The following is a 24762-nucleotide window of genomic DNA, read 5'->3' on the forward strand; positions in this document are numbered from 1 at the left end:
CCTTCTAGGCAATCACCATATTTGCCGTATACAGGAGTTCTCCATGAACGAATATCGTCCGTCCCCTTTTAACCGTTCCGGCGCTGTCGCCGGCGCGCCGGGCGAGGTCGCTCGCAACCAGGTCCTGCGCAACACCTACTGGCTTCTGGCCCTGTCGCTGATCCCGACGGTGCTGGGCGCGGCGGTCGGCCTCTACACCGGCATCAACCGCGTCATGGGCGCCAGCCCCGGTCTGTCGGCCATCGTCTTCCTGGTCGGCGCTTTCGGCCTGATGTTCGCCATCGAAAAGAACAAGAACAGCTCGCTGGGCGTCGTCCTGCTGCTGGCCTTCACGTTCTTCATGGGCGTCATGCTTTCGCGCCTGCTGGGCTTCGTGATGGGCATGAGCAACGGCTCGCAGCTCGTCATGACGGCATTCGGCGGCACCGCAATCGTGTTCGGCACCATGGCCACCCTGGCCACGACCATCAAACGCGATCTGTCGGGACTGCAGAAATTCCTGTTCATCGGCGCCGTCGTGATCCTGGTCGCCGCGCTGGCCAACATCTTCCTGCAACTGCCGGCCCTGATGCTGACCATCTCGGTGCTCGCCATCGTGATCTTCTCGGCGTTCATGCTGGTTGACCTGCAGCGCGTGGTCAACGGCGGCGAGACCAACTACGTCTCCGCCACGCTGGCCATCTACCTGGACGTCTACAACGTCTTCTCGAACCTGCTGATGCTGCTGGGCATCTTCGGCGGCAACCGCGAGTAACGCGCCGTCGCCAGACCAGCACCGAGAGGGCCTGCATGCACAACATGTGGGCCCTTTTTCTTTGGCCCTTTTTCTTTGGCCCTTTTTCTTTGGCCCTTTTTCTTTGGCCCTTTTTCTTTGGCCCGCCTGTCACTTCTTCCCGCCCGGAGCCCCGCCATGCCCGATCGCCGCCGCTTCCTCCAGACCGCCGCCAGCGCTGCCCTCCTCGGAACCGCCTGGCCGGCATGGGCGGCCGATCCGGCGCAGGCCATGCTCAAACGCCCCATCCCGTCGACGGGCGAAACGCTGCCGGTCGTGGGGCTGGGCACCGCAGACACCTTCAATGTATCCCCGGGCGACGCGTCGGCCATGGCGCCGCTGGCCCAGGTGCTTGAAACGCTCCTGAAGGCAGGCGGCACGCTGATCGACACGGCGCCCAGCTACGGCGAGGCCGAGGCCGTCACCGGTGCCCTGCTGGCTCGCGATGGCGGCCTGCGCAAGCGCGTGTTCCTGGCCACCAAAATCAGCACACGCGGCCACGACTCCGCGATGCGCCAGGTGCGGCAGTCGCAAGAGGCGCTGCGCAGCGATAAGCTGGACCTGATCCAGGTGCACAACCTGATCGATACGCGCAACCAGCTCGCCCTGCTGCGCGACCTGAAACAGCAGGGCGTGACGCGCTACATCGGCATCACGCATTACACGGACCATGCCCACGACGATCTGACCGAGCTGGTCGAAAAGGAAAAGCCCGACTTCCTGCAGGTGAACCTGTCGATCGCCTCGCGCAGCGCTGAAAAGCGCCTGCTGCCCGCCTGCCAGGCCAACGGCGTCGCCGTGCTGATCAACCGTCCGTTCGAGGATGGCGCGCTGTTCCGCCAGGTCAAGGGCGTGGCGCTGCCCAAGCTTGCCGACGAGATCGACTGCACGTCCTGGGCGCAGATCTTCCTGAAGTTCATCATCGGCCATCCCGCCGTCACGGCCGTCATCCCCGCCACGTCCAAGCCCGCCAACATGGCGGACAACGCCCGCGCCGGCTTTGGCCGCCAGCCCGACGCCGCCCTGCGCGACCGCATTGCCGCGCTGCTCGCCTGACGCCATGGCGGCCGCCCCCCTGTCCTGGCGCGCCCGTATGTCGCGGGCGCTGGGGATCCAAGAGGACGAACTCGCCCCGGCCGCCTGCGGCTTCGCGTTTTTCTTCTTCCTTTTCTGCGGCTATTTCATGCTGCGCCCCATCCGCGAAACGATGGGGATCCAGGCGGGCGTCAATCAGTTGCAATGGCTGTTCACCGCCACCTTTCTTGCCACCCTGGCCGTCGTGCCGCTGTTCGGCTGGATCGCCACCCGCGTGCCGCGTGCGACGCTGGTGACCTGGGTCTACGCGCTTTTCGCACTGACCATGGTGGGTTTTGCCGCCCTGCTCCACCAGCAACCCGGCAGCGTCTGGGCGGCGCGCGCGTTCTATGTCTGGCTGTCGGTGTTCAACCTGTTCGTCGTGTCCATCGCCTGGAGCCTGATGGCCGACGTGTTCCGCATGGAATCGGCCAAGCGGCTGTTCGCGCTGATCGCAGCGGGCGCCAGCGCGGGCGGCCTGAGCGGCCCGCTGCTGGGCGCGCTGCTCGCTGGTGTGCTGGGTCCGGCGGGCCTGCTCGTGCTGTCGGCTCTGCTGCTGACCGCCACGCTGCCGCTCAAGCAATGGCTGCTGGCATGGCGCGCCGCCTCCCGCCCGGACGTCGGCCGGAAGGACATGCAGCGCCCCATCGAAGGCGGCATCCTGGCCGGGCTGGCGCGCATCTTCCAGTCCCGGTACCTGCTGGGCATTTCGCTGCTTGTCGTGCTGCTGGCCACGCTGAACACGTTCCTGTACATGGAACAGGCGCGGCTGGTCGCCGATGCGTTTCCCGACACGGCCCAGCGCATCCGGGTCTTCAGCGCCCTGGATTTCACCGTGCAGGCGCTGGCGCTGCTGTCGCAGATCTTCATCACCGGGCGCGTGGCCGCCCGCCTCGGGTTGCGGTTCCTGCTGACCGCGGTGCCCTTGGCGGTCGCGCTTGCGTTCCTGGCGCTGGCTGCGTTCCCCGTGTTCGCCGTGCTGGCGGCCGCCATGATCCTGCGCCGCGCCGGCGAGTATGCGCTGATCCGGCCCGGGCGCGAGATGCTGTTCACGGCAGTCACGCCGGAAGACAAATACAAGACAAAGAACGTCATCGACACCGTCGTCTATCGCGGCGGCGATGCCGCCAGCGGCTGGGTCAAGGCGGGCATTGACATGCTGGGCTACGGCGCGGCGTTGATCGCGCTGTTGGGCGCCGTCGTGGCGCTGGGCGCGGCCGCCGTGGGATATGGACTGGGTAAACAGGCCGATCGGCAAAACGGCGACTTGAATTAGTTTTTTCTAAACAACCATCTGATTTAGCCAAACGGAAATATCGATTGCCGGTCGCACAATGGCGCAGCCCTCAACGCCTCGGGAATCGTCATGAAACGCACCGCCAGCCTTGCCGCCCTGTTGCTTTGCCTTGCCGCGCCGCACGCGCACGCCGACTACCCCGAACGCGCCATCACGCTGATCGTGCCGGCCGCCGCGGGCGGCAATGCCGATATCACCGCTCGCCTCATTGGTCAGGAGATGAGCCGGCTGCTGGGCCAGCCGGTCGTCGTCGAAAACCGCGTGGGCGCAGGCGGCCGAATCGGCACGCAAGCCGTGGTCCGGGCGCCCGCGGACGGCTACACCATCGGCTATGCCCATGTCGGCACGCTGGTGTTGCACCGGTACCTGTTCAAGCAGCAGCTTTACGACCTGGACCGCGATCTCAAACCCATTGGCCTGGTCGCCGAGACGCCCAACGTGATTGTCGTGAATGCCGCGTCGCCGTACCGCGACCTGAAAGGCTTCATCGACGCCAGCCGGGCGCAGCCGGACCGCCTGACCATGACGTCGGCCGATCCAGGCACGACCAGCGAGGTCGGCGTCAAGCTGTTCATCGCCCAGACCGGCGCCGCGGTTCGCCAGATTCCCTACAAGGCCACGGCCGCGCAGCTCTCGGACCTGCTGGGCGGCCATGTGGATTCCATGATGGAAAATCTGCCGCCCTTGATCGGCAACTTGAAGGACGGGCGCCTGCGCGCACTCGCCGTCACCACCCGCAAGCGCGCCGCGTCCAACCCCGATGTGCCGACCGTGGCCGAACAGGGCTACCCCGAGTACGAGCAGTCCGCGTGGAGCGCGCTGGTTGCACCCGCAGGCACGCCCACTGCCGCGATCTCGCGGTTGAACGCCGCGATGAATCAGGCGTTGCGCTCGGACGCCGTGAGCCGCGAGTTGCGCAGCCGCTCGCAGGAACCCCTGGGCGGCACGCCGCAGGATGTTCAGGCCCAGATCAAAAAGGAGCTGCCCAAGTGGGAAAGCATCATCAAGGCCGCCACGCTGGATTGAACCGCGCGCCAACCCCCAACGGAGCCGCCGCATGGCCAACGTAACCCGCGAGGATTTCTCCGTGGCCGCCGCCACCAATACGTCGGCTTACCGGCGCGTCACGATTCCAGTGCTGCGGATCGAGGCGGGCCCGGGGCCTGCCGTCGCGCTCATCGCCGGCGTCCATGGCGACGAATGGGAGGGGCAGGCCGCCATCCTGGACCTGTGGCATCAGTTGCCGGAAATCCTGCAACGCGGCACCGTCTATCTGCTTCCCGCAGTCAATGCGGAAGCGTCACTTGCCGGCACGCGGCTGTCGCCGTCCGACGGCGGCAACCTGAATCGCGCTTTTCTGGGCGCGCCGGCGCGCGGCTACACCGAAAGCATCGCGGCGGCCTTGGAGGCCCGGCTGCTTTCCCGGGTGCAGGCCATGGTCGACGTGCACAGCGGCGGCGCGTCACTGCGCTACCTGCCGTCCTCGGTCATCACGCGCCATGGCAACGATGCCTATGACGATCGCCTGCCGGCGCTCGCTCGGGCATTTGGACTGCCCGACTGCGTGTTCTTTCGCGGCGGCGAAGCCGGCTCCATGCCGGCGGCGGCCAGCCGGCACGGCGTGCTGCGGCTCTCTGCCGAGATCGGCGGCGGCCGGGAAACCAGCCAGTCGCTGGTGGACCGCTGCCGCGACGGGCTGCTTGGCTGCCTGGCGGAATTGGGACTGCTCACCCCTCGTGCGCGCCCACACGCCGCCCAGGACGCGGAAGTCCGCCTCTACGATCTGGACGCCCCCGCCGCGACGCTGCGCGCCCGCGAGTCCGGCGTATTCGTGCCCGCCGTGGAGCTGGGCCAATCCGTGGCCGCGCAGCAGCCCATTGGCCGCCTCATCGAACCGGCACGGCCCGACGCCCCGCCGCGCCCCCTGCTCAGCCCGCAGGCGGGCACCGTCGTCTGCTTGCGGCCTATCGCCCGCAGCGACGATGGCGATTGCCTGTTGCAGGTGGCGAGCGCCCTCCCCTTGGACTCTCTTGCATCAAAATACTGACCCATGCAGATGAACCCCCGATTGACCAGCATGCGCTGCATCCGCTGCGCAACCCTGTGGCCCACCGGCGACTATCCCGAAGGCTGCCCCGCGTGCCTGGCGGCCGACCATCCCGCCACGCTGGAGTGCCAATACGACGCAAACGTTGACGCAACGGCGCGGGACGAAGCCATGCCCCTGCCGGTGCTTTCTGCCGTGACGTTGGGCGAAGGCAGCACCCCATGCGTGTCCGCGCCCGAACTGGCGCGGGAAGAAGGCGTGGGCGCGCTGTGGCTCAAGTGCGAAAGCGCCAATCCCACCGGCAGCCACAAGGACCGCATGTCGGCGCAACTGGTCTCGCGCGCCCGCCTGGCTGGGGCCACGCGTGTTGCCGCGGCCTCCAGCGGCAACGCGGGCGTGTCGCTGGCCGCCTACTGCGCAGCGGCCGGCTTGCAGGCCGACATCGCCATCACCCGCAATTGTCCGCCGCTGCAGCGCGAGGCCATGGAGCGCTTTGGCGCGCGGCTGCGCGCCTTCGAGGACAGCCTGGGCCGCTGGCCGTACGTGGCCGATCTGTGCCGCAACCACGGCGCGTTCGCGGGCACCAATTATCTGAATCCGCCGGTGGGTACGCATCCGTACGGCGTCGAGGGGTACAAGCCGATCGCCCAGGAAATCCTGGACGAATGCGGGCTGCCCACGGACATCATCGTCCCGACGGCGCGCGGCGACCTGCTGTGGGGCATCTTTTTGGGCTGGCAGCATCTACTTCAGACCGGGCGCATCGCCCGCCTCCCCCGGCTGCACGCGGTGGAACCCTACGCCCGCCTGTCGCGCGCGCTGGAAACCGGCGATGCGCGCGGCCAATGGGAAAGCGCGACCCAGCAGTATTCCATTGCGGGCGGCACGTGCACGCTGCAAGCACTGGAAGCGCTGTCACGGTCTGGAGGCATGCCGGTGGAGACGTCCGACGCGCAAGCGGTTGAGGCGCGGCAACGTCTGGAACGCATGGGACTGGGCGCGGAACTGTCGTCGGCCGCCGCGCTGGCGGCCATGGCGCGGCTCAGGCGGGCCGGCAGGCTGGATGCGGAATCGAACGTGGTGCTGATGCTGACGTCGGACGGTCGCCGGGGCTGATTCCCGCGCTAGACGCCGAACCGTTCGACCAGCGGCGCCAGTGCGCCACGCAGGCACGTCGCCCAGAACTTGCCGGCTTCGGACAACGGGCGGCTGCCGTGCACGATCATGTGGCATTCGAAATGCACGGGTGCCGCCAGTGGCCGGTAAGTGAGGCCCATGGCCTCCATGCCCAGCGCCGTCGCCGGGTTGGCGATGCCCACCCCGTGCCCGGCCAGAGCAAGCTGACACACGGTGCTGGAATACGGCGTCTCGATCGCCACGCGCAGGCTTTGACCAGCCTGACGCAAGAGCGCGTCCAGCCGCTTGCGCGAACCGTCCTCGGCGTTCAGCGCGATCACATCGACCTCGGCCAGCTGCGAAAAATTCACCGATTCCAGGCGCGTCAGCGCATGTCCGGCGGGAAACACCGCCACCGCGCGCAGGCTGGCCAGACGATGCCCGCGCAGCCCCTCGAGTTCGGACTCATCGGCCACCGCCGCCAGGTCCAGTTCCCCCGACACCACCATGTCGCGCAGGGTATTGGAGTCGCGGATCTGCAAGTACAGCGGCGTATCGGGGTAGCGCACGCGAAAGCGCGAAATCGCATCGCTGACGATCGCACCGCTGTAGGCGTGAATGCAGCCGATGCGCAGCCGCGGCTGCGCTGCCCCGCGGATCGCCCGGATCTTGCGTCCCAGGCTTTCCAGGCCGACATTCAGGCGGCGGATCTCTTCGTAAAGCAACGTGGCTTCGGGCGTGCGCTGCATGCGCTGGCGCACGCGCTCGAACAGGCGCAACTCGATGCTGGCTTCCAGCGCGGCCAGCGTCGCGCTGACGGTGGCGGGCGACACGTCCAGGCGCCGTGCGGCGGCGGTGACGCTTTCCGTCTCGTAGACGGTGCGGAAGGTTTCGACCTGTTTGAGCGTGAACGTCATGAGGCCGGCGCCGCAATCAGATACGTTGCAGGTCCAGCAGCACGCGCCGCGTGGACAGCGGACGACCCGCCAGAATCTCGGCCAGGCGCGCGCGCAGGTCGCTGCGCAGCGCGGGCTCGATGGTGGGGTCGTCGAAATCGGGCGGCGCCTCGTCGACACCGTAGCCCGTCTCGCGCAGCAAGGTCCATTCGAAGCGGCGCAGCGCTCCGGCCGCGCGGGTGCCCGCAGACAGTTGCTGCAAGGCCATGTCATACGCGTCGAACAACAGCGGATGCGCGTCCTCGCGCGGCAACAGGCGCAGCAGCAGTTCGTTCATGTACCACGCCGACATCAGCGCGGCGCCGGCCAGCGGCCGGATGCCGGCAATCTCGGCGCGCGTCAGCGTCTTGACCTCGCCGTTGCCGGTCCAGGACAGGAGCAGCGGCTGAAAGGCCGACAACACGGGGCGCAAAACGGAATAAGGGCGCTTGGCGCCCTTGGCGACCATGGCCACGCAGCCGTGATCGCGAGAAAAAGTTTGGACAATCAGGGAAGTTTCACGCCACGCCGTGGCGTGGAGCATGAACCCTGGTCGATCCTGGACGCGTGGCGCCCGTCTACTCATAACCCAGATCGCGCAGCGCACCCTCGCGGTCGGACCAGCCCTTGCGCACCTTGATATAGACCTCCAGATGCACGGGTTTGTCCAGCAGCTTGGCAATGTCCTGCCGCGCCTCCGTGGCGATCCGCTTCATGTGCATGCCGCCCGTGCCCAGCAGGATGGGCTTGTGGCTGTCGCGTTCGACGACGACACAGGCGTTGATGGTGGCGCCCTTGGCGGTCTCTTCCCATTGCTCGATGACGACCGTGCAGCCGTACGGCAGTTCGTCGCCCACCAGGCGGAAGATCTTCTCGCGCACGAGTTCGGCGGCGATGAAGCGCATGGGACGGTCGGTCAGGGTGTCTTCCTCGAACATCGGCTCGCCTTCCGGCAGGCGCGATGCGATTTCCTCAAGCAACTGATCCAGTTGCTGATTCTTGGTGGCGCTGACCGGCACCACGGCGCCGAACGGGTGCAGCGCCATGATCTTGGATACGAACCCGAACAGATCGTCGCGGTTCTTCAGGGCGTCGATCTTGGAGACGACCAGAATCGTGCGCTCGGGGTTGGGCAACAGCGGCAGCAGCTTGGCGTCGCCCTCAGACCACTTCCCGGCTTCAACCACATGCACCACCACGTCCACGTCGGCCAGGGCCTGCGTGACGACGCGGTTCATCATGCGGTTCATCGCGCCGCCATGGCGCGTCTGGAAACCTGGGGTGTCGACAAACACAAACTGCTCGTGCTCGCGCGTCAGCACACCGTGAATGCGGTGGCGCGTGGTCTGCGCCTTGCGGGACACGATGGAGATCTTGGAACCGATCAGGGCGTTCGTCAGCGTGGATTTGCCCACATTGGGGCGGCCAACGATGGCAACGAAGCCGGTACGAAAAGGGGTATCGCTCATTTAGTCTCTTGAGCCACTGCCACGGGCAGCGACAATTGCGCGGTTTTGCGCGCCTTGCCCGACTTGCGGGCAGCCTTGGGGGCCGGGCTGACGGCCAGCGCGGCCTCGAGCGCCAGCTTGGCGGCCGACTGCTCGGCGGCGCGGCGGCTGGCGCCAGGCGCCATTACCTTGATATCGAGCGCCGGAATGGCGCACTCGACTTCGAACTGCTGGCTGTGGGCCGCGCCATGCGTGGCCACCACCGTATACAACGGCAGGGCCAGCTTGCGGCCCTGCAGGAATTCCTGCAGCAACGTCTTGGCGTCCTTGCCGAGCGTCTTGGGATCCACGGACGCCAGCACCGGCTGGTACTGGCGCACGATCACGCGGCGCGCCGCCTCGAAACCCGCATCCAGAAATACGGCGCCAAAAATGGCTTCGACCGTGTCGGCCAGGATGGACGGCCGGCGGAATCCGCCGCTCTTGAGCTCGCCCTCGCCCAGGCGCAGGTATTGGGACAGCTCAAGGCGCTGGGCGATATCCGCCAGCGACGCCTGCTTGACCAGGTTGGCCCGCAGACGCGACAGATCGCCTTCGTCGATTTTTGAATAGCGTTCGAACAGCATCGCCGCCACAACGAAGTTCAGTACGGAATCCCCAAGGAATTCCAACCGCTCGTTGTGGCGCGCACCGTGGCTGCGGTGCGTCAGCGCCTGTTCAAGCAAGGCCGCATCACCGAAGTGGTGATCGAGGCGATTTTCTAGCGTGGCTAGCGACATAATCAGTTGAATCGGCCGATGCGGCTCAGATCGCTGAAGTTCATCCAGATGAAGAAAGCGCGGCCGACGATGTTGGCTTCCGGAACGAAGCCCCAATATCGGCTGTCCGCGCTGTTGTCCCGATTATCGCCCATGGCGAAATAATTCCCTTCGGGTACTTTGCAGCGTACCCCATTGTGGCTGTATTGGCAGTTTTGGCGGTACGGAAAAGTCCAATTCTGCGCCGCATACACCTGCGGAGTCTTCTCTTCCAGCAGGATCTTGTGCTCAACGTCGCCCAATTTCTCTTTATATTGCGCGATGTACGACACACGATCCGGCTCGAAATAGTCACCATCACGCACGTGCGGGACCAATTCACCATTGACATAGAGCTTCTTGTCGATGTATGCGATTTCGTCGCCCGGCAGGCCCACCACGCGCTTGATGTAATCGACGTTCGGATCGACCGGATACCGGAACACGAACACGTCGCCACGCTTCGGTTCGCCGATGGGAATGATCTTCTTGTCGATCACCGGCAGGCGCAGCCCGTAGCTGAACTTGTTCACCAGGATCAGGTCGCCGGATTGCAGCGTGGGCAGCATCGAGCCGGACGGAATGCGGAACGGCTCGACCACGAACGAGCGCAGCATGAACACGAACAGGATGACGGGAAAGAAGCTGACCGCGTACTCGACCCACCAGGGCACGCGCCGCGCAGCGTCGCCGGCTTCGCGCCGCAGGCGCTCGGCCTCTTGCGCGTCGCCCACCAGTGCCGCGTCGTACTGTGCCATCGCAGCCTGCGCGCGGCGCTCGCGCCCCTTGCGCAGCACCGCCAGATCGAGCACCCAGATAACGCCGGTAAGCACCAGCAGAATAAAAAGGATCAGGGCAAAGTTCCAACTCATCAGCTAATCGCCTTCTGGGGTTCTATTTGTCTTCCACCTGCAGGATGGCAAGGAACGCCTCCTGCGGAATTTCCACGCTGCCCACCTGCTTCATGCGCTTCTTGCCCGCCTTCTGCTTTTCCAGCAGCTTCTTCTTGCGCGAGATGTCGCCGCCGTAGCACTTGGCCAGCACGTTCTTGCGCAGCGCCTTTACGTTCTCGCGCGCGATGATTTCGGCGCCGATGGCAGCCTGGATGACCACGTCGAACATCTGGCGCGGGATCAGGCCGCGCATTCGGGTGACCACATCGCGCGCACGGTGGCGCGCATTGCTGCGGTGGACGATGACGGCCAGCGCATCGACGCGGTCGTTGTTGATCAGCAGGTCCACACGCACCACATCCGCGGAGCGGTATTCCAGGAATTCGTAGTCCATCGAGGCATAGCCCCGCGACACGGACTTCAGCTTGTCGAAGAAGTCCAGCACGATCTCGGCCAGCGGGATCTCGTACACCAGGTGAACCTGGCGGCCGTGGTAGCTCATGTTGACCTGCACGCCGCGCTTGTTGTTGCACAGCGTCATGACCGGACCGACGTAGTCCTGCGGCATGAACAGCGTGACCTTCACGATGGGCTCGCGGATGTCCTGGATCTTGCCGATCTCGGGCATGCGGGACGGGCTTTCCACGGTGATCACGGAGCCATCGCGCTGCTCGACCTCGTACACCACCGACGGCGCGGTGGTGATGATGTCCATGTCGAATTCGCGTTCCAGGCGCTCCTGCACGATTTCCATGTGCAAGAGGCCAAGAAAGCCGCAGCGGAAACCAAAGCCCAGCGCTTGCGAGACTTCGGGTTCGAACATCAGCGCGGCATCGTTGAGCTTCAGCTTTTCGAGCGAATCGCGCAGTTGGTCGTATTCGGAGCTTTCGACCGGATACAGCCCGGCAAACACCTGCGGCTTGACTTCCTTGAAGCCCGGCAGCGGGCCCGCGGCCGGCTTGTTGGCCAGGGTGACGGTGTCGCCGACCTTGGCGTCTTCGAGTTGCTTGATGCCGGCAATGATGAAGCCCACCTCGCCCGCCGACAGATGCGGACGCTGCTGCGACTTGGGCGTGAACACGCCCGTCTGCTCGCACAGGTGGGTGGCGCCGGACGCCATCAGCAGGATCTTGTCCTTGGGCTTGAGCACGCCGTTGATGATGCGCACCAGCATGACCACGCCGACGTAGTTGTCGAACCACGAATCGATGATCAGCGCCTGCAGCGGCGCATCGGGATTGCCTTCGGGCGCGGGGACGCGGGCGACGATGGTTTCAAGGATTTCGTCGATGCCCATGCCGGTCTTGGCGCTGGCCAGCACGGCGTCCGAGGCGTCGATACCGATGACGTCCTCGACTTCCTGGCGGGCGCCTTCAGGATCGGCCTGCGGCAGGTCCATCTTGTTCAGCACGGGCACGACTTCCACGCCCAGCTCGATCGCGGTGTAGCAGTTGGCCACCGTCTGCGCTTCCACGCCCTGCGATGCGTCCACCACCAGCAGCGCGCCTTCGCAGGCGGACAGGGAGCGGCTCACCTCATACGAGAAGTCCACGTGCCCCGGCGTGTCGATCAGGTTCAGGTTGTAGACCTTGCCGTCCTGCGCCTTGTAATGCAGGGCGGCCGTCTGGGCCTTGATGGTGATGCCGCGCTCGCGCTCGATTTCCATGGAATCGAGGACCTGCGCCGACATCTCGCGATCCGCCAGTCCGCCGCAGCGCTGGATCAGGCGATCGGCCAGGGTCGACTTGCCGTGATCGATGTGGGCAATGATGGAAAAGTTGCGGATATGCTGCATGCTTGAATTTATAAGGGACGGAACAGACGGCACACTGCCGGGAGACATCGCCGCCGGAATGTGCACGGCCGACGTGTGAGGCGCTGACGGGCAATGCCCGGACAAAACTGAGGGGGCGCCATGCGCCCCCTCTTGCGGCAACCAGCCATTTTAGCCGGTCTTGAGCCATTTTTTTTGCCCGGGGCGCGCCCTGGGACAAAAAGCGCCCTGGGGTGACCGCACCTGGCGGCTTTCCGCCATGCCTTGCCTGGCCGCGGCGCCGGGCGGGCGCCGGCCAGTCCGGGCCGTCATCACTTGGACGCAGGCACCGCTACCCATTGCGTCTGGTCACCGCGGCGCACCAGGAGGCCCGTCGCGCGGCTCTTGTCCAGCTTGGCGACCAGTTCGCCGAACTGCTTGGCGCCGGTCACGTCGGTGTCGTTCAGCGCCAACACGATGTCGCCTTCCTGCAGGCCAGCCTTGGCGGCCGCGCCGTCAGCAACCTTCACCTGGACGCCGCCCTTGATGCGCAGCTTCTTCTGGGTATCGGCGGGCACGTCGATCACGCCCAGACCCAGCGCGTTGGTGACCTCGGGCTCAGGCGCCGGCTTCTTGCCGGCGGCGGCTGCCTTCTCGGTCGGGATCTCGCCGACCTTGACCGACAGCGTCATGCTCTTGCCCTTGCGCCAGACTTCCATGTCGGCGCGCGTTCCCGGCTTGGTCTCGCCGACGATGCGCGGCAGGTCGGACCAGCGCTTGATCGGTTCCTTGTTGAACTTCAGGATCACGTCGCCCGGCTGCACGCCCGCCTGTTCGGCAGGACCCTCGGCTTCGACGCTGCTGACCAGCGCGCCTTCGGCCTTGGGCAGGCCGATGGCTTCGGCCACATCCTTGCCGACTTCGCCGATCTGCACGCCAACCCGGCCACGCGTGACCTTGCCCGTCGTGCGCAACTGGTCGACCACGCGCATGGCTTCGTCAATCGGAATGGCCAGCGAAATACCCATGAAGCCGCCGCTACGCGAGATGATCTGGGAATTGATGCCCACGACCTCGCCGTCCAGGTTGATCAGCGGGCCGCCCGAGTTGCCGGGGTTCACCGCGACGTCAGTCTGGATGAATGGCAGGTACTCGCCGGTATCGCGGCCGATGGCGCTGACGATGCCGGAAGTGACGGTGGAATCCAGGCCGAACGGCGAGCCGATGGCGAGCACCCACTGCCCCTTCTTGAGCTTCTTGGGATCGCCGATCACGAGCGGCGTCATGTCCTTGGCTTCGATCTTGATGAGCGCCACGTCGGTGCGCTCGTCCGTGCCGATGACCTTGGCCTTGAACTCGCGGCCGTCGGTCAGGGTGACATAGATGTCCGTCGCATCCACAACCACGTGATTGTTGGTCAGGATGTAGCCGTCAGCCGACACGAAGAAGCCCGAGCCCACACCGCGCGGTACGGTGCGCTCTTCAGGCGGCGTCGGTTGCGGACGCTGCCGCGGATTGGGCGATTGCTGGCCGGGCGGCTGGAATTCGGGACCGAAGAACCAGCGGAACAGTTCGTAGGGATCGCTGCCGCCAGGACCATTGCCGCCGCCGCGCACGGGAACCGTGGCGGTCGTGCGGATGTTGACGACGGCCGGATCGGCCTTTTCAACGATGGCCGTGAAGTCGGGCAATCCGACCGCGGCAGGCGCCGTCTGCGCCACCGTTATCGGCACGTAGGCGGTGGACAGCATTGTCCCCGCCGCGACAGCCGCCAGAAAGCGCCGGAAAAAAGCGTTCGAGACCGTCATTGCTTTCATATGTCACTCCGAAATTGCTGCTTGCGGAACGGCGGGATTTATTTGGCCCCGCCCTCCGCGGGTGCGGGTGCGGGTGCGGCTGCCGCGGGTGCGGGTGGCACGTACTCGGTGGCCTGCGCAAGTTGTTCCAGCGTGGCGGCGGGCACTTCGCCTACCGCGGTCAGCCAGAAGTCCGCAATGCGCGCGCCATAAACATTGATCGCGCCGCGCTGGGACGCGCCGTGCGCGGGCTGGTTGTTGCGCTGGCTGTCATAGGGCTCGATGAAGACCGAGATCGCTGCCAGGCCGTCGGACAGCACCATCTGGCTGACCGGCAATCCGCGCTTCATGGCGCGCGATACCTGCATGATCGTCTTGAAGCCGTTGGGCGCCGGAATGCGCCAGCCCTGCGCCGCAAGGTCCACGGGCTGCATGCTGGCCTCGAGCACCTTCCAGTCTCGGGTGTTCCAGCGCGAGGACAGCGACTGCGGATCCACTTCGGAACCGAGCCGCAGCGAAGTAAACGACACCTGCTCGACCACGCCGCGCGCGGCGTTCAGCGTCTGGGCTTTCAGCAGCAGATTGGTTTCGACGTCCGCGCACAGACGATAGCCGTAGCGCAGCTTGTCCAGCGGCTCGATCGTGATGAGCCGGCATTCGCGGCCCGCGACGCGGTGCGGCGTGGGTTCGGTGCGGATCTTGTAGTGTTCCGACAGGTTGGCCGGATCGCCCAGCAGCAGACCGGGGAAGCGATCGCCACGGCGGCGCTCCACAAGCACGGTCTTGCGTTCAGGGATCAGACACTGCACGTCGTCGTTGTGACGCAGGTACTCGCGCGGCTGACCGTCCAGGATCTCGAGGCGTTCGCGCTCGCCGGTGCCGTCAAGAACGTGCACGAGGCGCGAGGACTGGATGACGTCGCCTTGCTGATACATGAAGACGCCAGCGTAGTCCTGCTTGCGCGCGGCCTGCTGAATACGCGTGAGAAGCTGCACGACATCTTCGGTCTGGCCGGCCGGCGTCGCGCCAGCAGCGGCCGCGGGACCGTGCGCGGCAAGGAAAGCAGTCAGGAGCGTGGCGGCGAACCAGCCGGCGCGGTGAGCCTGCCACGAAGCGGCACGTCCCAGCACCGGCCAGCGTGATGGAAGCACAAGCGCCATCAACGTCCCGCTCCGACATCGAACGACACCTGACGGACCGCGCTGGGGCCGGCCATCTGGCGATGGGCCTCCAGGTAGTCACGCAGGCCCGAGTCGTCGGAGGCCGAGGCCGGCGAGCTGGCATCGGCCAGCACGCGCACATCCGTCGCGGGCGAGCCGGTGACGTACGGCTGCGCCACCCACGCGACCGTTGCCACCGCGGCGGCGACGGCCAGGCCGGACAGGCCCATGCGCAATGGCGAGCGGCGCCGAGGCGCCGCTACGATGGGCAATTCCGCGTCCAGCGCGCGCGCCAGGCGGGCCGAGAAGGCCGCGCTGGGCGTCAGCGCCAGATCGGAATTGCGCAGGGAATCACCAATCAAGTGATAGGTGTCCCAGGTCTGACGTCCCTCTTTGGACAACAGACTGGGAAGAATATCGTCGGAATCTTCTCCGTCCATCCAGGCGGAAACCGATTCCTCCCAGGAGGACTCGGTGATCTCAACGGATTTGGCTGCTGTTTGCATGACTGCCACTCCTTACCAGCGACGCTCGACATCGGTGTCGAGCAATGGACGCAACTTCGTGGCAATGGCTTCACGCGCACGAAAAATGCGGGAGCGCACCGTACCGATCGGGCAGTCCATGCTCTGGGCGATGTCTTCGTAACTCATACCTTCGATTTCACGCAGGACAATTGCGGTGCGCAATTCTTCAGGCAAACCCTCAATGGCCGCGTTCACCGTCTCGGCGATTTCGCGGCTGGCAACCATGGATTCCGGCGTGCTTATATCCGTTAGGTTGTCGGTTTCGTTAAAAGTTTCACCGTCTTCCGTTTCAATCGCATTGGGTGCGCTAGGGCGCCGTCCCTGCGAGGCGAGCCAGTTGCGCGCGGTATTGATGGCGATGCGATACAGCCACGTATAGAAAGCGCTTTCCCCCCGGAACTGGGGCAAGGCGCGGTAGGCCTTGATGAAGGCCTCCTGCGCCACATCCTCGATTTCGGAGGGATCGCGGATCATCCGGGCCAACAGGCGGAGGATCTTGCGCTGGTACTTCAGCACCAGGAGATCAAATGCCTTCTTGTCGCCCCGCTGGACGCGCGCGACAAGCTCGGCGTCGACTTCGCGCTCGCTCATGCGGCCTCCCGCATAAGACGCGCCGGGCGTGCCTGCCGCGCCGTGCCCGCGACGAGGCGCAGACGGCGCCAGGATTCGGGTCGCAGCGAGTGCTTCCAGACGGTGAGGGTGATTTTGCTAGTGGTAAAGGCCGTACTCCCGGTGGGCAAGGGCTGCAGGATAAGCGTCAGCCACGCTGGACCCCGTTGCTGGTCCAGCAGCAGCGCGTCTTGCCAGCCTTGCGGCCGGCGTAGCTGCCAAGGGCCAGCCCCGGTCGCGGTACGTAGCGCCGTTACCGGGGACGGGGTGTTCCGTGCCGAGTGTAACAGCCCGGCCAGAAGGAACAGAAGGGCGAGCAGCGCGGCCGCCGTCCCGGCGTGACCGTGCCAGGAAGCGGCGGTCAGCACGCTGGCCGCGGCGGCGGCCAGCGCCATCCCCAAGAGCGCAACAGCGCCCCTGGGCTGCGAGACAGGTACGCAGAACGACCAACGCCCCCCGGCCAAGCCTTCCAAATCAGACCCGGCGAACGGCCATCGAGCCGTTGGTGCCGCCAAAGCCGAACGAATTGGACAAGCCCACGTCGATCTTCATCTGCCGCGCTTCGTTCGCGCAGTAATCCAGATCGCATTCCGGATCTTGATTGAAGATGTTGATCGTCGGAGGCGAGACCTGGTTGTACACGGCCAAGGTCGTGAACACGGCTTCGATGCCGCCGGCCGCGCCCAACAGGTGGCCGGTCATCGACTTGGTCGAGTTGACCACCAGCTTCTTGGCGTGGTCGCCGAACGCCAGTTTCAGCGCGTCGGTTTCGTTCTTGTCGCCCAGCGGGGTGGACGTGCCATGCGCGTTGACGTACTGGACGTCTTCGGGATTCAGGCCGCCGTTGCGCAGCGCGTTGATCACGCCGCGGCGCGGGCCGTCCTTGTCCGGTGCGGTGATGTGGTGGGCATCGGAGCTCATGCCGTAGCCAGCCAGTTCACCGTAGATACGCGCGCCGCGCTTCTTGGCGTGCTCGTACTCTTCCAGAACCAGGACACCAGCGCCCTCGCCCAGCACAAAGCCGTCGCGGTCGCGGTCCCAGGGACGCGATGCGGTCTGAGGATCATCGTTACGGGTCGACAGCGCGCGCATGGCGGCAAAGCCACCGATGCCCAGCGGCGACACGGTTGATTCGGCGCCGCCGGCGACCATGACGTCGGCATCGCCGTACTCGATCAGGCGTGCGGCATCGCCAATGCAATGCAGGCCGGTCGTGCAGGCCGACACCACGGCGTAGCTGGGGCCCTTCATGCCATAGGCGATCGACAGATGCCCGGAAATCAGGTTGATCAGCGAACCCGGCACGAAGAACGGCGAGATGCGCCGAGGTCCCTTGGCCAGGTACTCGACCTGGGTTTCCTCGATGCGCGGCAGACCGCCGATACCGGACCCCACGATCACGCCGATACGCTCGGCGTTTTCTTCGGTGACTTCCAGGCCGCAATCGCGCCAGGCCTGCATTCCGGCAGCCAGGCCGTAATGGATGAACGTATCCATCTGGCGGGCTTCCTTGGCCGAAATAAAGGTACTGATGTCGAAGTCTTTGACTTCGCCAGCAATGTGAGTGGTGATGGCCGAGGGATCGAAACGGGTGATGCGGCTGATGCCAGAACGTCCGTTGACGATATTGTCCCAAGCGGTGGTCAGATCATTTCCTACGGGGGAAACGATACCCAGGCCGGTGATGACGACACGTCGCTTCACGGATGACTCCTCAAACAGACAAAAGAAAGGCGGTTTTCGGGATGCGCTGCGCGTGTGGACCACATGAAGGCAGGTGAGGCATTACAACGCCCGACCTGCCGGTGGACCACACGGCACTCCAGAAACCGCCCTGATTCCAGGTTGGCCGACAAAATCGGGCAACCAGGACGATATAGGCTGAGCTTACTGCTTACCGTGCGAATTGATGTAGTCAATCGCTTGTTGCACGGTCGTGATCTTTTCGGCCTCTTCGTCGGGGATCTCGGTCTCGAATTCGTCTTCGAGGGCCATGACCAGTTCGACCATGTCGAGCGAATCGGCACCGAGGTCGTCAAGGAAGGAGGACTCGTTCTTGATCTCGGCTTCGTTGACGCCAAGTTGTTCAGCGACGATCTTCTTGACGCGCTGTTCGATGCTTTCCATGCAGATCTCCAATTGGGAAAAATCCCGCGAATTATAGCCAAGCGCGGAGTGATGCAACGCCTGACCGTGACAAAAATAACACCGCGCATTTGTTCTGTCGCCGAGACCGGCGCAGGATGACCATGTGCGGCGTTTCCGGAGAATCGCGCGCCGCCTTGCCGGTTGCCCGGCGGCGGCGCGTGATTCGTGATTTATTGCATGTACATCCCGCCGTTGACGTGCAGGGTGGTGCCGGTAATGTAACCCGCCTGAGGCCCGGACAAAAAGGCCACGGCATGCGCAATGTCAGACGGCGAGCCCAGACGGCCCAGCGGAATCTGTTGCAGCAGCGCCGCCGTCTGGTTTTCGCCCAGGGCACGCGTCATGTCGGTGTCGATGAAGCCGGGCGCCACGCAGTTCACGGTGATGTTGCGGCTGCCCAGTTCACGCGCCAGCGCACGCGCCATGCCCGCCACGCCAGCTTTTGCGGCTGCGTAATTGGCTTGGCCCGCGTTGCCGCTGGAACCCACAACGGACGTCACGTTGATGATGCGTCCCCAACGGGCCTTCATCATGCTGCGCAGCACGGCGCGCGACAGACGGAAGACCGAGGCCAGGTTGGTGTCGATAACGGCTGACCAGTCGTCGTCCTTCATGCGCATCGCCAGCGTATCACGGGTGATGCCGGCGTTATTGACGAGGATGTGCGGACCACCGCCTTCCTTGCCCAGCGCGTCGATCAACGCATCGCAGGCAGCGGCGTCGGTCACGTCCAGCACCACGCCGCGGCCACCCGACGGCGCCAGCGCTTCGGTGATGCCAGCCGCGCCCGATTCGGACGTGGCGGTGCCGACGACGGTTGCGCCGCGCGCGGCCAGTTCCAGGGCGATCGCCCGGCCAATGCCGCGGGTCGCGCCCGTGACGAGCGCGATCTTGCCCTGCAATTCGGTCGAGGTGTTGTCCATTGATCAGTTTCCGTTGACGGCAGCCAAAGCCGCTTCCAGCGAAGCAGGATCGGTGATGGCCAGGCCGGTGAGTTCGGGGTCGATTCGCTTGGTCAGGCCAGCAAGCACCTTGCCCGGACCGCATTCGATGACGTGCGTGACGCCTTGCGCCTTCATGGCGCGCAGGGTTTCGACCCAGCGCACAGGATGCCACGCCTGACGCACCAGCGCATCGCGGATGGCGTCGGGGTCGGTGGGCGAAGCCACATCGACGTTGTTGATGACCTGCACTTGAGGCGCGGACACGGCGGCGCCAGCGAGCGCGCCAGCCAGCACATCGGCGGCGGACTTGAGCAGGCTGGAATGGAACGGCGCGGACACGGGCAGCAGCAAGGCGCGCTTGGCGCCGGCGGCCTTGGCCAGTTCGCAGGCGCGCTCGACCGCGGCCTTGTGGCCGGCGATCACGACTTGCGCGGGCGCATTGAAGTTGACGGCTTCGACCACTTCGCCTTGCGCGGCTTGCGCACACGCGGCGCGCACGGCATCGTCGTCCAGGCCCAGGATGGCGGCCATGGCGCCCGTGCCGACCGGCACGGCGGCCTGCATGGCGTCGGCGCGCACGCGCACCAGGCGCACGGCGTCTTCCAGCGCCAGCGAACCAGCGGCGGTCAGCGCCGCGTACTCGCCCAGGCTGTGGCCAGCCACGACATCAGGCTTGCGGCCGCCCGCGGCGATCCAGGCGTTGTAGAAGGCGACGCCGGCGGTCAGCATGGCCGGCTGCGTGTTGGTGGTCAGATTGAGCTGTTCGACGGGACCCTGCGCGATCAGCGCGCCCAGGTCCTGCCCCAGGGCCTGCGAGGCCCGCGCCACGGTGTCGGTGACCGCCGCCACGCCGGACCAGGCGTCCAGCATGCCGACGGCTTGCGAACCCTGACCAGGAAAGACAAAAGCGATTTTCATGATTGAGCGTGTGGTTTGATTCAGTGTCTGTGTGGAATGCCAGGCGCGCTCTCAGGCCGCCCGCGGCACACATGCCGCCGCGGCCAGGGCACGCCCTTACATGCGAGCCAGTACCGAGCCCCAGGTGAATCCGCCGCCCACGCCTTGCATCAGGATGAGCTGACCCGGCTTGACGCGGCCGTCGCGGCGCGCCGCATCGAGCGCCAGCGGCACACTGGCCGCGGACGTGTTGGCGTGGCTGTCGACGGTGATGACGACCTTCTCGACGGGCACGTCCAGCTTGCGGGCCAGGAAATTCAGGATGCGCACATTGGCCTGATGCGGGATCAGCCAATCGACGTCGGCAACGGTGAGACCAGCTTCGGCGCAGGTGTCGCGCGCGGAGCGGTCCAGCACGGTGACGGCCTGCTTGAAGACGGCCTGGCCGTCCATGCGCAGGAAGGGATCGCCCGTCACGTCGCCGTAGGCCACGTTGCCCGCGGCGCTGAGGATCTTCATCTGGCTGCCGTCGGCATGCAGTTGCGCGGCCATGATGCCAGGCGTGTCGGAGGCCTTGAGGACCACCGCGCCGGCGCCGTCGCCAAACAGCACGCAGGTGCTGCGATCATTCCAGTCGAGGATGCGCGAGAACACTTCGGCGCCGATCACCAGCGCGCAGCGCGCGCGGCCCGCGCGGATGAAGCTGTCGGCGGTGGTCAGCGCGTAGACGAAGCCGCTGCACACGGCCTGCACGTCGAACGCGGCCGAGCCCTTGGCGCCGAGGTTGGCCTGCACCAGGCAAGCCGTGCTGGGAAACACGAAATCGGGGGTGGACGTGGCCACGATGACGAGGTCGACTTCGGAAGCATCGACGCCCGCATCGGCCAACGCCCGGCGCGAGGCCTCGGTGGCCAGCTGGCTGGTGGTCACGCCACGCTCGGCCAGATGGCGCTGACGGATGCCCGTGCGCTCGACAATCCATTCGTCTGAGGTGGCGATGTCGCGCGTCGCCAGTTCCGCAGCCAGTTCGTCATTCGAAACCACGCGTTCCGGCAGGAAGCTGCCGGTGCCCGCGATCACGGAGTATTTCATTGCGGTATCCATCAAGCGGTATCCCCAGCCACGTTGGGCGACGCCGCCGAAGGGCGATCGCCGGATTGAACGCGCTTGGTAATTTGGGCGACCGTCTGCGCGGTGCGCTCCAGCAGTTTACTCACTACGGCTTCGCGGGCGCGTTGCAAGGCAAAACCGAAGGCGTAAACGTCCGCGGAACCGTGGCTTTTGATAACCACGCCACGCAAGCCGAGCAAGGCCGCGCCGTTGTAGCGGCGGTTGTCCACGCGGTTGCGCAGGCGGTTCAGCACAGGCTTGGCCACCGCGCCGGCGATCAGCGTGATCAGATTGCGCTTGAACTCTTCGCGAATGATGCTGGACAGCATCTTCGCCAGTCCTTCCACGGACTTGAGCACGACGTTACCGACAAAGCCGTCGCAGACGACGACGTCGACCGTGCCCTTGAAGATGTCATTGCCTTCGACGTTGCCGTAGAAGTTCAACGGGCTGCCGCGCAGAAGCTCGGCGGCTTCCTTGACGACTTCGTTGCCCTTGATGACTTCTTCGCCAATGTTCAGCAAGCCCACGGTGGGGTTCTCGCGGTGGTCCACCGCCTGCGACAGCGCGGCGCCCATGATGGCGAATTGCAGCAGGTGCTCGGCCGAGCAGTCCACGTTCGCACCAAGGTCCAGCACCGTGGTGGCGCGGCCCGTCTGGTTCGGAATGGACGTGGCGATCGCCGGGCGGTCGATGCCGTCCAACGTCTTGAGCACATAACGTGAAATGGCCATCCAGGCGCCGGTGTTGCCCGCGGAAACGCAGGCGTCCGCCCGCCCATCCTTGACGGATTGGGCAGCGAGGCGCATGGAGGAGTCTTTTTTGCGGCGCAGGGCGACCTCGACCGGGTCGTCCATGGTGACGACTTCGGAAGCCGCCACGATCTCAATGCGATCGCGCGCCACGTTGCGGTGCTCGGAGAGCGCCGCTTCGATAGCGTCGGGAAGCCCGACCAGCAATAGCCGGGTGTCCGGAAATTGCCGGGCGAACTCGATCGCAGCCGGAATCGTGACGGGCAGACCGAAGTCTCCGCCCATACAGTCTATGGCGATGCGTATCACGGGTGCCAGGTATCAGCGCTCAGCCGAAATGGTCCGAGTACGAGTTCGGCCCGGGGGCCTTATTCGTCGGCCTTGGTCTTCAGGACCTTGCGGCCACGGTAGAAGCCGTTGGGGCTGATGTGGTGACGCAGGTGCGTTTCACCGGTGTTGGGCTCGATGGCGGTCGACGGGGCCACCAGAAAATCGTGCGAACGGTGCATACCGCGCTTGGAGGGGGACTTCTTGTTTTGTTGAACGGCCATGATGACTCCTAGAAACGGGGCGCATTGTACGCGATGCGGCCCGATGTTGATCTCAATCTTTGTGCTTCAGTTGTTCCAGCACCGCAAACGGCGACGGACGCTTGACAGCGGGCTCCTCTTCAGGAGCTTCGCTGGCCTTGGCCTGCGCGCCCGGGCATACATCATGCTTGGGCACATACGGAATGCTCAGAATGAGCTCATCTTCGATCTGGGCCAACAGATCAAAATGATGCGAACCCACCACCTTTTCAGGCAGCTGGGCCACAGAATCCCTTCCTACGCCTTCGTCGTCCTCGTCGTCGTCATCGTCGCCTTGATCGGCAAAGGAATGATCATCGTCGAGGTCGTCTTCGGATTTGACCAGTTGCAGCACGACTTCGCTGTCGACCGGATACGCAAACGGCGCATTGCACCGCTGGCACACAACCACCGGATTCGCCTTCACGTGCAGCCGCAGAATCGACTGGCCCATCAGCAAGCCGATCTTGCCTTCTTCGCCTTGTACGGACCAGTTCACAAGTCCGGCTTCACCCAGCGGTTGCTCGGGCAAGCCCTCGACCACACGGGCAAGTCGCGCCAAGGCGATCGTGCCGTGCGCACTTTTACCCAGACGGGCAAAGGCAAAGGCGTCGATGCGTTTGACGTTAGCACTCACGTCAGCATCCCCGTCAGCTTTCACGTCGGCATTCACACCAGCACCGGCCGATCCGTCCGCGCGGCGACTCGCATCGCCAAGCTTTCCCTTCGGTGTCATGTTGATGTTCCTGCAAAAATGCCGCAAAACGTTAGATAATACTGTGACTTACGTATTACCGTCAAATGCCGCATGCCCCACAAGCCTAGTCTGATCCTCGCATCCAGCTCGAAATACCGCAAAGAACTGTTGTCGCGCCTGCGCCTGCCCTTTATCGCGATTTCCCCAGATGTAGACGAAACGCCACACCCCGGCGAAACCCCCGAGGCGCTGGCGCTGCGCCTGTCCGTTGCCAAGGCAATGGCGGTGGCTGCAACGCATCCGGGCAATATCGTGATCGGCTCTGACCAAGTGGCCACCGTGGACGGCGCCCCCATCGGCAAGCCGGGCGACTTCACGCGGGCCCAGGCGCAACTGCGCGCGCTGTCGGGCCAGATGGTGGAATTTCACAGCGCGCTGGCCGTGACGGACGGCCAGCGGGTGGAAAAGGCCGACATTGTGACGCGCTGCCGGTTCCGCCACCTGCCTGACCATGCCATTGACGCCTACCTGCGCGCCGAAGAGCCTTACGATACCGCAGGCAGCGCCAAGGCGGAAAGCCTGGGCATTGCCCTGATGGAAAGCATACAAAGCGACGATCCCACCGCCATCATAGGCCTGCCGCTGATCGAATTGACGCGCATGCTGGCAACTTTCGGACTGGATCCGCTCGACGCCCCGGGAGCGCCCGCATGACCGGCGCCCTGCACCTGATTCCCGTCAGCCTGGGCGACGCCCCGCCCGAACGCTGGCTGCCCGCCGACGTGCGCGCGCTGGCCGGCCGGCTGGACACGTACATCGCCGAAAACGCCAAGACGGCCCGCGCCTTCCTGAAGCTCATCGGCACCACCCGGCCGTTGCAGGAAATCACCATCCACACGCTGACGGACAAGGCCGACGCCGCGCAGATCAAGGCCTGGCTGGACCCCGCGAAGCGCGGGGCGGAGATCGGCCTGGTTTCCGAGGCCGGCTGCCCCGCCGTCGCGGACCCCGGCGCCAAGGTCGTGGACGCGGCGCATCGCCTGGGGATCCCCGTCAAACCATGGGTGGGCCCCTCTTCCATCCTGCTGGGCCTCATGGCCAGCGGCCTGGACGGGCAGCGCTTCGCCTTTCATGGCTATGCGCCCGTCGAGCCCGGCGAGCGCGCCAAGCAGTTGCGCGCCTGGGAGCAGCACTCGGCCCGCCACAATCAGACCCAGCTTTTGATCGAGACCCCCTACCGCAACGCCGCAATGTTCGCCACGCTGATCGCAACGCTGAAGGGCGACACCAAGCTGTGCGTGGCGCGCTCAATGACGACGGCGGACGAATGGGTGGTCACGCACACGGTGGCCGACTGGAAGAAGCTGCCGGCGCCGCAGTTGGACAAGTTGCCGACGCTGTTCCTGTACCTGGCCCGTTGA

At 65.3% G+C, this 24762-nt stretch carries 26 protein-coding genes; 8 read left to right on the top strand and 18 right to left on the bottom strand.

The features are described from left to right. Positions 1 to 43 precede the first annotated feature (43 nt). The 6 genes from AC6LJW_RS21760 to AC6LJW_RS21785 all read left to right on the top strand — a co-directional run bounded on the left by AC6LJW_RS21760 (position 44) and on the right by AC6LJW_RS21785 (position 6306). Positions 44 to 754, top strand: a complete 711-nt coding sequence (locus AC6LJW_RS21760; RefSeq protein WP_056321955.1) for a Bax inhibitor-1/YccA family protein — start codon at positions 44 to 46, stop codon at positions 752 to 754. Positions 755 to 910: 156 nt separating this feature from the next. Further along, positions 911 to 1828: an aldo/keto reductase gene (locus AC6LJW_RS21765; protein ID WP_056568005.1), complete on the top strand. Its 918-nt coding sequence runs from the start codon at positions 911 to 913 to the stop codon at positions 1826 to 1828. 4 nt (positions 1829 to 1832) lie between these two features. Further along, on the top strand, positions 1833 to 3122 hold the full coding sequence (locus AC6LJW_RS21770; protein WP_498088233.1) for an NTP/NDP exchange transporter: 1290 nt from the start codon (positions 1833 to 1835) through the stop codon (positions 3120 to 3122). Between the two features lie 90 nt (positions 3123 to 3212). Then, positions 3213 to 4169 (top strand): Bug family tripartite tricarboxylate transporter substrate binding protein, encoded by a 957-nt coding sequence (locus tag AC6LJW_RS21775; protein WP_056568008.1) that lies wholly within the window; start codon positions 3213 to 3215, stop codon positions 4167 to 4169. 31 nt (positions 4170 to 4200) lie between these two features. Beyond that, positions 4201 to 5190: a M14 family metallopeptidase gene (locus AC6LJW_RS21780; RefSeq protein WP_498088234.1), complete on the top strand. Its 990-nt coding sequence runs from the start codon at positions 4201 to 4203 to the stop codon at positions 5188 to 5190. Positions 5191 to 5193: 3 nt separating this feature from the next. Beyond that, entirely contained in the window at positions 5194 to 6306 is a 1113-nt protein-coding gene (locus AC6LJW_RS21785) for a pyridoxal-phosphate dependent enzyme (protein WP_498088235.1), read from the top strand. Between the two features lie 8 nt (positions 6307 to 6314). On the opposite strand, the gene AC6LJW_RS21790 is transcribed toward AC6LJW_RS21785, so the two are convergent. From AC6LJW_RS21790 to AC6LJW_RS21875, 18 genes are all read right to left on the bottom strand, one after another. Next, the gene (locus AC6LJW_RS21790) at positions 6315 to 7223 is read right to left on the bottom strand and encodes a LysR family transcriptional regulator (protein ID WP_056568016.1); all 909 of its coding nucleotides are present in this window, start codon (positions 7221 to 7223) and stop codon (positions 6315 to 6317) included. Between the two features lie 16 nt (positions 7224 to 7239). Next, complete coding sequence (gene recO, locus AC6LJW_RS21795; protein ID WP_056568020.1) at positions 7240 to 7827, bottom strand: DNA repair protein RecO; 588 nt, start codon at positions 7825 to 7827, stop codon at positions 7240 to 7242. Then, positions 7820 to 8710: a GTPase Era gene (gene era / locus AC6LJW_RS21800; protein WP_056568023.1), complete on the bottom strand. Its 891-nt coding sequence runs from the start codon at positions 8708 to 8710 to the stop codon at positions 7820 to 7822. The genes recO and era overlap by 8 nt, the downstream gene beginning before the upstream one ends. Beyond that, positions 8707 to 9468 (bottom strand): ribonuclease III, encoded by a 762-nt coding sequence (gene rnc, locus AC6LJW_RS21805; protein WP_056568025.1) that lies wholly within the window; start codon positions 9466 to 9468, stop codon positions 8707 to 8709. The genes era and rnc overlap by 4 nt, the downstream gene beginning before the upstream one ends. A gap of 2 nt (positions 9469 to 9470) precedes the next feature. Beyond that, on the bottom strand, positions 9471 to 10358 hold the full coding sequence (lepB, locus tag AC6LJW_RS21810; RefSeq protein ID WP_498088236.1) for a signal peptidase I: 888 nt from the start codon (positions 10356 to 10358) through the stop codon (positions 9471 to 9473). Between the two features lie 22 nt (positions 10359 to 10380). Continuing rightward, positions 10381 to 12174 carry a translation elongation factor 4 gene (lepA, locus tag AC6LJW_RS21815; RefSeq protein WP_056568031.1) on the bottom strand — a complete coding sequence of 598 codons (1794 nt, stop codon included), beginning with the start codon at positions 12172 to 12174 and terminating at the stop codon, positions 10381 to 10383. 290 nt (positions 12175 to 12464) lie between these two features. Continuing rightward, the gene (locus AC6LJW_RS21820; RefSeq protein WP_056568034.1) at positions 12465 to 13949 is read right to left on the bottom strand and encodes a DegQ family serine endoprotease; all 1485 of its coding nucleotides are present in this window, start codon (positions 13947 to 13949) and stop codon (positions 12465 to 12467) included. Between the two features lie 38 nt (positions 13950 to 13987). After that, positions 13988 to 15088, bottom strand: a complete 1101-nt coding sequence (locus tag AC6LJW_RS21825; protein WP_498088237.1) for a MucB/RseB C-terminal domain-containing protein — start codon at positions 15086 to 15088, stop codon at positions 13988 to 13990. Further along, positions 15088 to 15594: a sigma-E factor negative regulatory protein gene (locus AC6LJW_RS21830; protein ID WP_427985771.1), complete on the bottom strand. Its 507-nt coding sequence runs from the start codon at positions 15592 to 15594 to the stop codon at positions 15088 to 15090. The genes AC6LJW_RS21825 and AC6LJW_RS21830 overlap by 1 nt, the downstream gene beginning before the upstream one ends. Positions 15595 to 15606: 12 nt before the next feature. Next, positions 15607 to 16206, bottom strand: a complete 600-nt coding sequence (gene rpoE, locus AC6LJW_RS21835) for an RNA polymerase sigma factor RpoE (RefSeq protein WP_056568041.1) — start codon at positions 16204 to 16206, stop codon at positions 15607 to 15609. Positions 16207 to 16698: 492 nt separating this feature from the next. Next, a complete protein-coding gene (gene fabF / locus AC6LJW_RS21840; RefSeq protein WP_056568047.1) occupies positions 16699 to 17928 on the bottom strand; it encodes a beta-ketoacyl-ACP synthase II in 1230 nt (409 codons plus the stop codon). Between the two features lie 183 nt (positions 17929 to 18111). Then, the gene (gene acpP, locus AC6LJW_RS21845; protein WP_003813816.1) at positions 18112 to 18351 is read right to left on the bottom strand and encodes an acyl carrier protein; all 240 of its coding nucleotides are present in this window, start codon (positions 18349 to 18351) and stop codon (positions 18112 to 18114) included. 191 nt (positions 18352 to 18542) lie between these two features. Continuing rightward, the gene (fabG, locus tag AC6LJW_RS21850) at positions 18543 to 19295 is read right to left on the bottom strand and encodes a 3-oxoacyl-ACP reductase FabG (protein WP_056568051.1); all 753 of its coding nucleotides are present in this window, start codon (positions 19293 to 19295) and stop codon (positions 18543 to 18545) included. Positions 19296 to 19298: 3 nt separating this feature from the next. Beyond that, positions 19299 to 20234 (bottom strand): ACP S-malonyltransferase, encoded by a 936-nt coding sequence (gene fabD, locus AC6LJW_RS21855; RefSeq protein WP_056568054.1) that lies wholly within the window; start codon positions 20232 to 20234, stop codon positions 19299 to 19301. 96 nt (positions 20235 to 20330) lie between these two features. Continuing rightward, positions 20331 to 21317: a beta-ketoacyl-ACP synthase III gene (locus AC6LJW_RS21860; RefSeq protein ID WP_056568057.1), complete on the bottom strand. Its 987-nt coding sequence runs from the start codon at positions 21315 to 21317 to the stop codon at positions 20331 to 20333. Then, entirely contained in the window at positions 21317 to 22384 is a 1068-nt protein-coding gene (gene plsX / locus AC6LJW_RS21865) for a phosphate acyltransferase PlsX (protein WP_056568060.1), read from the bottom strand. Before plsX ends, AC6LJW_RS21860 begins: the two co-directional genes overlap by 1 nt. 59 nt (positions 22385 to 22443) lie before the next feature. Continuing rightward, positions 22444 to 22626 (bottom strand): 50S ribosomal protein L32, encoded by a 183-nt coding sequence (gene rpmF / locus AC6LJW_RS21870; protein ID WP_006218037.1) that lies wholly within the window; start codon positions 22624 to 22626, stop codon positions 22444 to 22446. Between the two features lie 52 nt (positions 22627 to 22678). Further along, positions 22679 to 23380, bottom strand: a complete 702-nt coding sequence (locus tag AC6LJW_RS21875) for a YceD family protein (RefSeq protein ID WP_082578994.1) — start codon at positions 23378 to 23380, stop codon at positions 22679 to 22681. Between the two features lie 72 nt (positions 23381 to 23452). Between AC6LJW_RS21875 and AC6LJW_RS21880 the strand changes: the two genes are divergently transcribed. Beyond that, positions 23453 to 24055: a Maf-like protein gene (locus tag AC6LJW_RS21880; protein WP_498088238.1), complete on the top strand. Its 603-nt coding sequence runs from the start codon at positions 23453 to 23455 to the stop codon at positions 24053 to 24055. Beyond that, complete coding sequence (locus AC6LJW_RS21885) at positions 24052 to 24762, top strand: SAM-dependent methyltransferase (protein ID WP_427985759.1); 711 nt, start codon at positions 24052 to 24054, stop codon at positions 24760 to 24762. The genes AC6LJW_RS21880 and AC6LJW_RS21885 overlap by 4 nt, the downstream gene beginning before the upstream one ends.

This window comes from Achromobacter sp. 1012554356, from assembly GCF_059760815.1.

What these genes read in the sequence shown, in the direction of transcription:
- AC6LJW_RS21765 (WP_056568005.1), top strand. Translation starts at nt 911, where the DNA reads ATGCCCGATCGCCGCCGCTTCCTCCAGACCGCCGCCAGCGCTGCCCTC.
- rnc (WP_056568025.1), bottom strand. Translation starts at nt 9,468, where the DNA reads ATGTCGCTAGCCACGCTAGAAAATCGCCTCGATCACCACTTCGGTGAT.
- AC6LJW_RS21875 (WP_082578994.1), bottom strand. Translation starts at nt 23,380, where the DNA reads ATGACACCGAAGGGAAAGCTTGGCGATGCGAGTCGCCGCGCGGACGGA.
- era (WP_056568023.1), bottom strand. Translation starts at nt 8,710, where the DNA reads ATGAGCGATACCCCTTTTCGTACCGGCTTCGTTGCCATCGTTGGCCGC.
- rpoE (WP_056568041.1), bottom strand. Translation starts at nt 16,206, where the DNA reads ATGAGCGAGCGCGAAGTCGACGCCGAGCTTGTCGCGCGCGTCCAGCGG.
- AC6LJW_RS21790 (WP_056568016.1), bottom strand. Translation starts at nt 7,223, where the DNA reads ATGACGTTCACGCTCAAACAGGTCGAAACCTTCCGCACCGTCTACGAG.
- AC6LJW_RS21785 (WP_498088235.1), top strand. Translation starts at nt 5,194, where the DNA reads ATGCAGATGAACCCCCGATTGACCAGCATGCGCTGCATCCGCTGCGCA.
- fabG (WP_056568051.1), bottom strand. Translation starts at nt 19,295, where the DNA reads ATGGACAACACCTCGACCGAATTGCAGGGCAAGATCGCGCTCGTCACG.
- rpmF (WP_006218037.1), bottom strand. Translation starts at nt 22,626, where the DNA reads ATGGCCGTTCAACAAAACAAGAAGTCCCCCTCCAAGCGCGGTATGCAC.
- lepB (WP_498088236.1), bottom strand. Translation starts at nt 10,358, where the DNA reads ATGAGTTGGAACTTTGCCCTGATCCTTTTTATTCTGCTGGTGCTTACC.
- AC6LJW_RS21860 (WP_056568057.1), bottom strand. Translation starts at nt 21,317, where the DNA reads ATGGATACCGCAATGAAATACTCCGTGATCGCGGGCACCGGCAGCTTC.
- AC6LJW_RS21775 (WP_056568008.1), top strand. Translation starts at nt 3,213, where the DNA reads ATGAAACGCACCGCCAGCCTTGCCGCCCTGTTGCTTTGCCTTGCCGCG.
- fabD (WP_056568054.1), bottom strand. Translation starts at nt 20,234, where the DNA reads ATGAAAATCGCTTTTGTCTTTCCTGGTCAGGGTTCGCAAGCCGTCGGC.
- acpP (WP_003813816.1), bottom strand. Translation starts at nt 18,351, where the DNA reads ATGGAAAGCATCGAACAGCGCGTCAAGAAGATCGTCGCTGAACAACTT.
- AC6LJW_RS21830 (WP_427985771.1), bottom strand. Translation starts at nt 15,594, where the DNA reads ATGCAAACAGCAGCCAAATCCGTTGAGATCACCGAGTCCTCCTGGGAG.
- AC6LJW_RS21825 (WP_498088237.1), bottom strand. Translation starts at nt 15,088, where the DNA reads ATGGCGCTTGTGCTTCCATCACGCTGGCCGGTGCTGGGACGTGCCGCT.
- lepA (WP_056568031.1), bottom strand. Translation starts at nt 12,174, where the DNA reads ATGCAGCATATCCGCAACTTTTCCATCATTGCCCACATCGATCACGGC.
- AC6LJW_RS21760 (WP_056321955.1), top strand. Translation starts at nt 44, where the DNA reads ATGAACGAATATCGTCCGTCCCCTTTTAACCGTTCCGGCGCTGTCGCC.
- AC6LJW_RS21820 (WP_056568034.1), bottom strand. Translation starts at nt 13,949, where the DNA reads ATGAAAGCAATGACGGTCTCGAACGCTTTTTTCCGGCGCTTTCTGGCG.
- AC6LJW_RS21885 (WP_427985759.1), top strand. Translation starts at nt 24,052, where the DNA reads ATGACCGGCGCCCTGCACCTGATTCCCGTCAGCCTGGGCGACGCCCCG.
- AC6LJW_RS21780 (WP_498088234.1), top strand. Translation starts at nt 4,201, where the DNA reads ATGGCCAACGTAACCCGCGAGGATTTCTCCGTGGCCGCCGCCACCAAT.
- AC6LJW_RS21880 (WP_498088238.1), top strand. Translation starts at nt 23,453, where the DNA reads ATGCCCCACAAGCCTAGTCTGATCCTCGCATCCAGCTCGAAATACCGC.
- AC6LJW_RS21770 (WP_498088233.1), top strand. Translation starts at nt 1,833, where the DNA reads ATGGCGGCCGCCCCCCTGTCCTGGCGCGCCCGTATGTCGCGGGCGCTG.
- recO (WP_056568020.1), bottom strand. Translation starts at nt 7,827, where the DNA reads ATGAGTAGACGGGCGCCACGCGTCCAGGATCGACCAGGGTTCATGCTC.